Annotated in this window: 9 protein-coding genes; 5 read left to right on the forward strand and 4 right to left on the reverse strand. The window is 60.6% G+C overall.

Annotation, left to right across the window (positions count from 1 at the left end; translation table 11 throughout):
- Window positions 1-303: 303 nt before the first annotated feature.
- The 5 genes from ACN0X0_RS22235 to ACN0X0_RS22255 are packed head-to-tail and all read left to right on the forward strand — an operon-like array spanning window position 304 to window position 4,912.
- Window positions 304-1,197, forward strand: coding sequence for an SDR family NAD(P)-dependent oxidoreductase (locus ACN0X0_RS22235; RefSeq protein WP_417281028.1), 894 nt, complete (start codon window positions 304-306; stop codon window positions 1,195-1,197).
- A 34-nt stretch (window positions 1,198-1,231) separates the two neighbouring features.
- The gene (locus tag ACN0X0_RS22240) at window positions 1,232-1,930 is read left to right on the forward strand and encodes a glutathione S-transferase family protein (protein ID WP_417281029.1); all 699 of its coding nucleotides are present in this window, start codon (window positions 1,232-1,234) and stop codon (window positions 1,928-1,930) included.
- A gap of 26 nt (window positions 1,931-1,956) precedes the next feature.
- Window positions 1,957-2,976, forward strand: a complete 1,020-nt coding sequence (locus ACN0X0_RS22245; RefSeq protein ID WP_417281030.1) for a TRAP transporter substrate-binding protein — start codon at window positions 1,957-1,959, stop codon at window positions 2,974-2,976.
- Between the two features lie 29 nt (window positions 2,977-3,005).
- Window positions 3,006-3,563, forward strand: a complete 558-nt coding sequence (locus ACN0X0_RS22250) for a TRAP transporter small permease (protein ID WP_417281031.1) — start codon at window positions 3,006-3,008, stop codon at window positions 3,561-3,563.
- The gene (locus ACN0X0_RS22255) at window positions 3,560-4,912 is read left to right on the forward strand and encodes a TRAP transporter large permease (protein WP_417281032.1); all 1,353 of its coding nucleotides are present in this window, start codon (window positions 3,560-3,562) and stop codon (window positions 4,910-4,912) included. The genes ACN0X0_RS22250 and ACN0X0_RS22255 overlap by 4 nt, the downstream gene beginning before the upstream one ends.
- Window positions 4,913-4,994: 82 nt before the next feature.
- Here ACN0X0_RS22255 and ACN0X0_RS22260 read toward each other — a convergent pair whose 3' ends face one another.
- From ACN0X0_RS22260 to ACN0X0_RS22275, 4 genes are all read right to left on the reverse strand, one after another.
- Window positions 4,995-6,440: an aldehyde dehydrogenase family protein gene (locus ACN0X0_RS22260; protein WP_417281033.1), complete on the reverse strand. Its 1,446-nt coding sequence runs from the start codon at window positions 6,438-6,440 to the stop codon at window positions 4,995-4,997.
- Window positions 6,441-6,462: 22 nt separating this feature from the next.
- Entirely contained in the window at window positions 6,463-7,779 is a 1,317-nt protein-coding gene (locus ACN0X0_RS22265) for a TRAP transporter large permease (RefSeq protein WP_417281034.1), read from the reverse strand.
- Window positions 7,776-8,288, reverse strand: a complete 513-nt coding sequence (locus tag ACN0X0_RS22270; RefSeq protein WP_417281035.1) for a TRAP transporter small permease — start codon at window positions 8,286-8,288, stop codon at window positions 7,776-7,778. Before ACN0X0_RS22270 ends, ACN0X0_RS22265 begins: the two co-directional genes overlap by 4 nt.
- Before the next feature lie 56 nt (window positions 8,289-8,344).
- The coding region (locus ACN0X0_RS22275; RefSeq protein ID WP_417281036.1) for a hypothetical protein at window positions 8,345-9,301 on the reverse strand (957 nt) is incomplete at its 5' end.

A 9,301-nucleotide genomic window follows, 5' to 3' on the forward strand; every position in this document is an offset into this window, starting at 1 on the left:
ACGCTGCTTGCGCAGAGATTGATGGCGGAGCATTTGCAGCGCACGACAGACATCATCGTTGAATCGGGCATCGTAAAGAGCGCTGCCTGATCCGAACTTCCTGAACAGCATTGCACTGATCGGCACGCAAAACTTGCGCTGTCGGCGACAGGTTTGCGTGCAAACTCCTGTTTCGTGGGGCGACTTGGCAGATTGACTACCGGAGTTCGACCAAACTCCCCTAAAACAGTTGATTCACTACAAGATATATTTTAGTTAAATAAATAGTTTTTATGATTCGTTTTCCTGGGGAGGAGTGAATCGATGCCAGATGTCGTAGTGATCACGGGCGCAGCAACAGGGATTGGCCGCCTTACAGCCGAGACTTTGGCGCGTGGCGGGCACATAGTCTTTGCCACGATGCGGGAAGTGACAGGCCGGAACGCGCCACATGCCGAAGCGATGCTATCGCTGGCACAGAGCGAGGGGCTTTCACTTCACGCCGTTGAAATGGATATCCTTTCCGACGGTTCGGTCGCTGCCGCGATCGAAGCGGTTGTCGCGGAAGCGGGACGCATCGACGTTCTGATGCAAAATGCGGGTCATCTCGTCCTCGGCCCGACTGAGGCGTTCACACCTGAGGAAGTCGCGCAAAACTACGCGGTTAATGTGCTGGGGCCGCATCGCGTCAATCGCGCGGTGCTGCCGGTGATGCGGACGCAAGAGAAGGGCACGCTTCTGTGGATCAGCAGCACGACCGTCCACGGGGGCTTTCCACCCTTCCTTGGCCCCTATGGCGCGGCAAAAGCCGCGATGGATTCGCTCGCGGGGTCGTTGGCGCTTGAGGTGTCGCGGTTCGGGATCGAGACGGTGATGGTTTCGCCCGGCGCATTCACGACCGGGACCGAGCATTTCCCCAAAGCCTCACCGCCCGAGGATCACGCGCGTGCCGAAGCCTATGCGCGCTACGACGACGTCACGAGCACGATTGCAGATCGTCTGTCGGCATTGATGCCTGACGACGCGCATCCGCAAGTGGTGGCCGACGCAGTGCTGGAACTTGTGAACATGCCGCATGGGACGCGGCCGTTCCGCACGGTGGTCGATCTTTTGGGCGACGGCGCCGAAGAGGTGTCCACGGCGGCCGAGCGCGTTCGCCAGACCTTCTTCGAGCGCATCGATCTTGCAGATCTGCTGTCGCCGCAAACTACGTCTTGAGCGTCTTTCGCCCCAGTTTCATTTAGGAGGTCGAATGTCCGACTACATTCTTTTCTACGCGCCGGAGACCTGCGCACGCGTGCCGATGACCTGCCTTGAGGAGGCAGGTGTTCCGTTCGAAAGCCGTGTCGTCTCGTTCACCGCAAGGGAACAGCGCGACGTCGACTATCTGAAGCTCAACCCTGCAGGCAAGGTCCCGGTTCTGGTCGAGGACGGTCGTGCGCTATCGGAAAACGTCGCGATCCTCACCTATCTCGGCAACCGCTTCCCCGATGTGGGCATCTTGCCGCCTGCGGAAACTGAGTTCGACCGCTGCCAGCATATCTCGGATCTCGCCTTCTGCGCCTCAGTTTTGCACCCAATCGTAACGCGCATCCGCATTCCCGAGCGGTTCTGTTCGCTCGACGCTACGCGCAGCGATGTCTGGAAGCTCGCGGTCGAAATGATGATCCCGCATTTCGATTTCATCGACGCGCGGCTTGGCCGGTCCCCGTGGTGGTACGGCGAGAAATGGGCGGCGATGGACAGCTACATCAACTGGGTCTGGTTTCGTGTCACCGGCGCGGGTTTCCCGCAGGACCGGTACTTGAACCTCGCGGCCCATGCCGAACGGATCGCCGCACAACCCTCGGTTCAAAGAGTTCTGAAGCGCGAAGCCGCGGGGCAGGAGAGCCTGGTTTCGCGTGGCCTGAATTACGGGTTCCAACCCGATGCGAGCGTCCCGCTCGACTGACAAAAAATTCCAGGAGGAGGAAAACTATGTTCAAGAAGACTGCACTCGCCGTCGCCGCCATCGCGTCACTGGCCATGCCCTTCGGACCGCGTGGTGCGATGGCCGAACAACTCACTATCGCAAGCTTCCTGCCCGGCCCGCACCATCTTCACACGCGCATGCTGGGCTGGTTCGGTGAAGAACTTGTAAGGCAATCCGGCGGCGATCTGACGATCCAGGTCTTCCCCGGCGGCCAGCTTGGCGCAGGCCCTGTCCAGCAATACAAGCGCGCATTGGAAGGCGTCGCGGACATGACGCTGGGGGTCAGCGCCTATACGCCGACCGTTTTTCCCAAGACCATGCTTGCGATCCTTCCGGGCAGCTCGGAAAACGCGGTGGAATCTACCGGGCGGCTCTGGGACGCATATGAGGCGCATCTGGCGGACGAATACAAAGATGTAAAGCTGATCGCGCTGATGACCGTGGCAGGCAACGTGATTTCGGCGACCCGCGATCTATCGACACTGGAGGCGTATGAGGGCGCAAAATTGGTTCCCTATGCCGCAATGACCCGGCCGATCCTGGAATCCATCGGCGCGGTGCCGGTCCAGATGCCGATCACCGATGTCTATACCGGCCTTTCGACCGGGACGATCGACGCTGCCTACACAGCCTATTCCAACATCACGCCGCCCTGGAACTTCTGGGACGTGACGCCCTATTTCATCGAGAACGTGCCGGTACATTTCGCGGTGCTCTTCGTGGTGATGAACAAGGAGCGCTACGAGGGTCTGTCCGATGAGCATCGTGCGCTGATCGACAGCCTTTCGGGACGGGTCCTGTCGATTAAAGGCGCGGAATCCTTCGATCTGGCCGACACGATGTCCAAGGAACAGATGGCGGCCAACCCCGACAAGATGAAGAACAGCCAACTCGTGCAGATGTCCGACGAAGAGCGCGCCCGCGTGGTCGAGGCGTCGCAGGCCGGTCTGCAGGCGATCTTCGAGGACTACCGCTCAAAAGGCATCGAGGATGCCGAGGCGGTCTATCAGGCCTTGAACCCCTGAGTCGGGCCGAGGATCAGGAGAGACTGCAGATGACAATACCGGAGACAACTCCCCCATCGGCCGCCAAAGGGGCGGCCGGATCGGGGCTCTTCAACCGATGGCTGACGCGGATCGCGCTGGCCACCGGTGGCACCGTTCTGACGGTGATGACGCTGCTCTGCGTGGTCAACGTCCTGATCATGCGCAAGCTTCTCGCCGCGCCCATCGTGGGTGCAGAGGATGCGCTGATCCTTTTCCTCGTGACCTTCGTCGCCCTGTCCATTCCGTTCGGGGCGCGGACCGGCGCGCATATCGAGATCGAAGTCGTGAGCGAGATGCTCCCACGTCGGCTCGCGCTTGGCCTGCATATCGTGGCACGGTTCGGCGGCGGCGCGTTTCTCGGACTGATGTCATGGCAGCTTGCCGAGGCGGGCAGCCATGCGGCGCGCTTTGGTGAAGTCACCCAGCAGCTCGAGATTTCCTACGAACCGTTCTATTACCTGCTCGCCGTATGCTTCGGGCTCTTTGCCGCGAACCAGATCGCCGATGCCTGGCAGATGATCCGGACCGGCCAGGCCGCCATCCTGTCGTTGGAGGGCGAGGCATGAGCGTCGAAACCGTCGGTATTCTCGGGCTTGTCTGCCTGTTCGTCATGCTCGCAATGCGGTTTTCTGTGGCGCTCAGCATGATCATCGTGGGCTTTTTCGGCACGCTTCTCGCCACGCAGCAAAAGATGATTGCCCTCGGCCTTCCCGCCGAACGCGCTATTGCGCAGGGATGGAAAACGGCGCTGTCGAACCTGTCGGGCGAAACCTTCGAGGCGGCCTCGAATTATAACCTTCTGGTCATCCCGCTGTTCATCCTGATGGGCAATCTCGCCGGAGTGTCGGGCATGTCAAACAGCCTCTTTCGCGCGGCTTATGCCTTTCTCGGTCATTTGCGAGGCGGGCTTGCCTCCGCGACCATTGCGGGCTGCGCGGGGTTCGCGGCACTTTCAGGGTCGTCACTTGCCGCCGCGGTAACGATGGGTCGTGTGGCATTGCCTGAAATGCGCCGGTTCCGCTATGACGACGGGCTTGCCACCGGGGCGGTGGCTGCCGGCGGTACGCTCGGCTTTCTCATCCCGCCGTCGGGCGGCATGATCATCTATGCGATCCTAACCGAACAAAGCATCGGCCAGCTGTTCATGGCTGGTATCATTCCCGGAATTCTGATGTCGCTCTTGTTCATTGGGGTAATAACGCTGCAGGTTTGGCGTAGGCCAGAACTTGGACCGGCGGGGCCACGCACGAATTTCTCCGAAAAGTGGCAGGCCTTGATTGGCGCCGCGCCGATTACTACCGTGATTGGCCTGACCATCGCCGGCATGTACACTGGGTTCTTCACACCCGTTGAGGCCTCGGCGGTTGGCGCGATCTTAACCTTTCTTATCGCGCTTGCGGGACGAAATTTGAGTTTGGCCAAGATGCGGCTTGTAACACTTCAAACGATGAGTGCGACTTCGACGATCTTCCTCATCTTGATCGGCGCTTTCGTCTTTATCCCGTTCATGTCGTTGACGGAGATCCCGACGAAGATGGTCGAGTTTCTCATCGAGTTGCCGATTGGAAATCTCGGGATCCTCGCGGTTGTCATCCTAGTCTATATCTTCCTCGGCACGTTCCTAGAAGGAATAGCGATGCTGGTATTGACCCTACCTGTGGTCATGCCGATCGCGGCCTCGCTGGGCTGGGATCTGGTCTGGTTCGGGATCATCGTGGTGATCGTGCTGGAGATGGGCATGATTTCACCCCCCGTGGGCATCAATGTCTTTGTCGTGAAATCCATCGCGCCCGATGTGCCCATGCTGCGCATCTTTGCAGGGATCTGGCCGTTCTGGTTCGCAATGATCTTGATTATGATCCTGCTGATCGTTTTTCCGCAGATCGCGCTGTTCCTCCCTCAAACGATGTTCTGAAACAACGGCTCGCGGGAAAAGCGAACGCCGCGCAGGGAAACCTTGCGCGGCGCCTTTTTTTCTTTTGCTGCAGTCAGCGCATTCAAAGCATGATGTTGAGCGCCTTGGTTTCGAGATAGCTTCGCATCTCCTCGACGCCTTCCTCGCGGTCCACACCGCTGTTCTTGAACCCGCCCCAAGGCATGCCCACGAAATGCGTGTTCGATCCGTTAACAAATATGCTGCCTGCACGAAGGCGCTTGGCAGTGGTGATCGCTGCAGTGATGTCGTTGGTCCAGATCGCAGCCGACAGCCCGTAGGAGGTGTCGTTCGCATCGGCGAGCATGGTTTCGTAGTCGTCCCAAGGCGCGATCGACACGACGGGGCCGAAAATCTCCTCGCGCCAGAGCCGCATCTGGGGTGTCACATCCCCGTAGACGGTCGGCTCGGCCCAGAAACCCTTGGCGAATTCCGCGCCGGAGGGCCGCTTGCCACCGGTCATCAGTCGCGCGCCCTCGGTTTGCTCGCGGTCGAAGAAGCTGGTGACATGGGCGTAGCTCTTGGCGTTGTTGATCGGCCCCATATCGGTGGTGTCGGCCATCGGATCGCCGAGCCGCATCGCCGCGACCTTGGCGGTAATGCGCTCCAGAACGTCCTCGTAGATGTCGCGATGCACCAGCACACGCGAGTTGGACCCACAGGACTGTCCCTGCCATGGAAAGTTCATACCGCGCACGGCGCTTGTCGCTGCAGCCTCTGCATCCGCGTCGGCAAAGACGATCATCGGGTTCTTGCCGCCAAGCTCCAGTGTGACATGCTTGACTGCAACTTCGGCCGCAGAACGCTGGATCGCGCGACCCGTCGGCACCGATCCAATAAGGGCCAGACGTTTGACATTCGGATGGCGGACCAGCGCATCACCGGCCTCCGTGCCGGTCCCGTTGACGATGTTGAAAACGCCCGGCGGCAGCATTTCCTGCGCCACTTCGCCAAGGATGAGCACCGATAGGGGCGAGGTCTCTGGCGGTTTGACGACCACGGCATTGCCGACCGCAAGCGCGGCAGCGGTGCGCGCCACCGAAAACAGGGCAGGGTGGTTATAGGCCGCGATCCGGCCCACCACGCCATAGGGTTCGAGCAGCGTCATGTGCATATGTTTGGACGACGCGGGAATGGTCTCGCCACGCATCATTGGCGCGATCCCGGCATAGAACCGCAGCGTTTTCAGCGTCTCGTCCATTGCATGCAGCGTGGGCCTGAGTGTATTGCCGCTGTCGCGCACTTCGATCCGGGAAAGCTCGTCGACGCGTTCGGCCAGCCGGTCCCCGAAGGCGCGCAGGATCTCCGCCCGTTCGTCCACGTTCTGCGCTGCCCAGGCCGGCCAGGCCCGTTCGGCGGCGTCGATGGCGCGGTGCATGTCCTTTGCCGATCCCAGCGCCGCGCGTCCGATCACCTCTTCGGTGGACGGGTCAATTGAGTCCGCCCACCTGCCCGTTTCGCTTTCGACAAGTTCGCCGTCGATCAGCAACCGTCCTTCGATATGGTTCATAGATTTGTCCTTCGTTGTTGTGTCACCGACCTGCCAGCGCTGGCAGGAAGAGCACGATTTGCGGGTAGGCGGAAATCACCACTACCAGCGCGAGCGTGCAAAGAAGGTAGGGGATCACGGCTCGGGAAATGGCGAGGATCGATTTGCCTTGGGTGGCCCCCATCATGACGAAAAGCGCCATGCCAAAGGGGGGCGTAGCAAGCCCAAGCTCGATAAAGATAAGGACGAACACCCCCATCCAGAGGGGATCGACACCATAGCTTTGCGCAAGGGGCAGGAAAACTGGAATGGTCAGAAGCATAATGCCCACCGGCTCGAGAAACGCACCAAAGAGAAGAAGCACAAGCGCCATAGCAAAAAGGATCATCGGCAGGCTGGCCTCGATCCCGTTGATCCAGCCAACAAGGCCACGCGTAGCCCCCGACATGGCAAGGATCTGGCTAAAGGTGGTGGAGGCGAGGATGATCATGAAGATCATGCCGCTGATCTTCATCGCGCTTTCGGCCGCGCTCAGAACGGCGCGCAGCGTGAGGCGTCGAAAGAAGGCCGCCACGATCATCACGGCGACAACGCCGAAGGCCGCGGCTTCTGTCGGGGTCGCGATGCCGAGAATAATAAGGCCCATAACCATGAAGATTATGAACATCATCGGCAGCAGGTTGACGACCGCGAGCTTAATCTTTTCGCGCGCACTGATACGCGGCACCTCGTAGTCGGGGGCCGCTTCGGGACGGATCATGGTCAGGGTAAAGACTAGGGCTGCATAGCTCAGCGCCAGAAGCACGCCCGGAACGAGCCCCGCAAGCAACAGGCGCCCCACATCAAGGCCCGCAAGGCTACCCAGCACAACGGCAAGCCCCGAGGGCGGAATGATCGCGGCGAGGCCGCCCGTGGCGATAATCGGCCCGATGGACAGAGTATCGGAATACCCCAACTTGCGCATTTCGGGATACATACTCGACCCCATCATCGCCACGTTGCCAAGGCTTGAGCCCGACAGCGCGCTGAACAGCGTCCCTCCGCCGATGGCGACATAGGACAGTCGCCCGCGTACCCGGCCCATCAGCCGGTCGACGACGAAGAACACCCGTTCCGCGATCCCGGTGTGGAAGAACAGTTCCCCCATCAGGATGAACAGCGGGATCGGCAGCAGAGAATAGTTCATCAGCGATTCAGAGGCGTTCGCCGCGAGCTGCACGAGGCCGAAATGGCCGCCCATGAAGATGAAGACGCCAATGACATTGGCGAGGAGAAAGGCGAAGGCGACGGGGATACGCAGCGCCATCAGGCTCAGGATCAACCCGACCATCAGCCCCATCGAGGCATACCAGGGCATCATGTTTTCGGCTCCTTGGTTGGCTTGTTGCGATAGGCGAGGGCGGCATGGCGCAGAAATTCGATGGCACAAAGCGTGAGGCCAGTGCCGAGGATCGCGTAGAGATACCAACGCGGCACATCGACGGCGCGCACGGCCACCTCGCCGCGTTCGAAACTGTCAAACCCCGCGAGGCCCGCATACCACGCCACGAAAAGGCAAATCCCGGCGGCGGCAGTATCGGTCAGCATCTGCAGGGCTTTGCGTTGCCCGGCGTTCAATGCCGCATCGATAAGTTCCATCGCGACGTGCCCGCGGATGCGGACAAGCCACGGGGCGGCGAGCATTGCCGACGAAGGCAGGCCAAACTCGATGACGGTACCGAGCCAGACCGGGGCATGTATCTGCGGCACTGTTCGGGCAATGACGTCCCACAATGTGCCGATGACAATGACGCCGAGATAGACGGCGCCAAGCGTGAACAGACTGCGGATGAAGCCGGTCCAGACGGGCCCGGCGGATGTGCGTAGCATATGGGTGCTCCTCCGTTGCGCCGCCGCGGAGACCGCGGCGGCACTTTCTTATGCGTTTATTGGTCGGGGTAGAGCAGCGGGCGGATCTGCGCGGCATATTCGGGCAGATCGGCTTCGAGCTTGTCCCAGACCACGGAATAAGCGAGGTCCTTATAGCGTGCAGCGGCCTCCGGGTCGGGCTCAACCAGCGCGATGCCGTCCGCCTTCAGGCGCTCCTCTTCTTGCGCCACGCGCACGGGCATTTCCTCAGCGATCTTTGCCTCAAGTGCGAGCGCCGCGTCCTGCAGAACCTTTTTTGCGTCTTCGGGCAGCGCATCGTAGCGGTTCCCGTTCATCATGATGACAGGCGAACCTTGCCACACCGCAGGGCCAACGCGGGCCTTGAGCAGGCGGTTCACCCCGATGTCAGAGGCGAAGGTGATCCAGCCAAAGCCATCGACGACGCCGCGCTCCAGTGCGCTGAATACCTCGGATTGGCTCATCATAACGTTCTCGGCACCAAGCGCGTCGAACCAGTCGCGATAGGTCCCAGCAGAACGCAACTTCTTGCCCGCTAGAACGACATTCCCGTCTGCGTCGAACTCCGGCATGTCGCGGAGATAGATGTAATATTGCGTACCATTGCCGTTCCAAGCGAGAAGCTCCGCACCAAGGCGGTCGCGCCAGACACCGCGCAGCAGATCGAACGCCCCGTTCTCGCGCGCTTCGGCTGCGGTGACAGTTGCGCCGGTGAGGGCTTCGCTTTCAGGTGCAGTACCGGCATAGTATCCCGCCGGCCCGCCCTGAATGTCGACGACGCCGTTGCGCAGTGCGGTGTCCTGCTGGGTTGACGGGATCGCTTCGGGCCCGCCGATCACCTCGATGCGGACGATGCCTTCACCGGCCTCGTTTACCATCTCGACATATTCCAGAAAGCTTTGCGTGATCACGTTATTAGCCGGCAGTGCTGCTACCCCGCGCAAGACTTCTTCGGCCTGCGCGGTTCCTGCCAACCCGAGACTAACCGCCGTTGC

Source organism: Celeribacter sp. (assembly GCF_048270365.1).
Taxonomy (GTDB): domain Bacteria; phylum Pseudomonadota; class Alphaproteobacteria; order Rhodobacterales; family Rhodobacteraceae; genus Celeribacter.

Coding starts and splice junctions, on each gene's coding strand:
- ACN0X0_RS22255 (WP_417281032.1), top strand. CDS start 3,560: ATGAGCGTCGAAACCGTCGGTATTCTCGGGCTTGTCTGCCTGTTCGTC.
- ACN0X0_RS22260 (WP_417281033.1), bottom strand. CDS start 6,440: ATGAACCATATCGAAGGACGGTTGCTGATCGACGGCGAACTTGTCGAA.
- ACN0X0_RS22270 (WP_417281035.1), bottom strand. CDS start 8,288: ATGCTACGCACATCCGCCGGGCCCGTCTGGACCGGCTTCATCCGCAGT.
- ACN0X0_RS22240 (WP_417281029.1), top strand. CDS start 1,232: ATGTCCGACTACATTCTTTTCTACGCGCCGGAGACCTGCGCACGCGTG.
- ACN0X0_RS22250 (WP_417281031.1), top strand. CDS start 3,006: ATGACAATACCGGAGACAACTCCCCCATCGGCCGCCAAAGGGGCGGCC.
- ACN0X0_RS22265 (WP_417281034.1), bottom strand. CDS start 7,779: ATGATGCCCTGGTATGCCTCGATGGGGCTGATGGTCGGGTTGATCCTG.
- ACN0X0_RS22235 (WP_417281028.1), top strand. CDS start 304: ATGCCAGATGTCGTAGTGATCACGGGCGCAGCAACAGGGATTGGCCGC.
- ACN0X0_RS22245 (WP_417281030.1), top strand. CDS start 1,957: ATGTTCAAGAAGACTGCACTCGCCGTCGCCGCCATCGCGTCACTGGCC.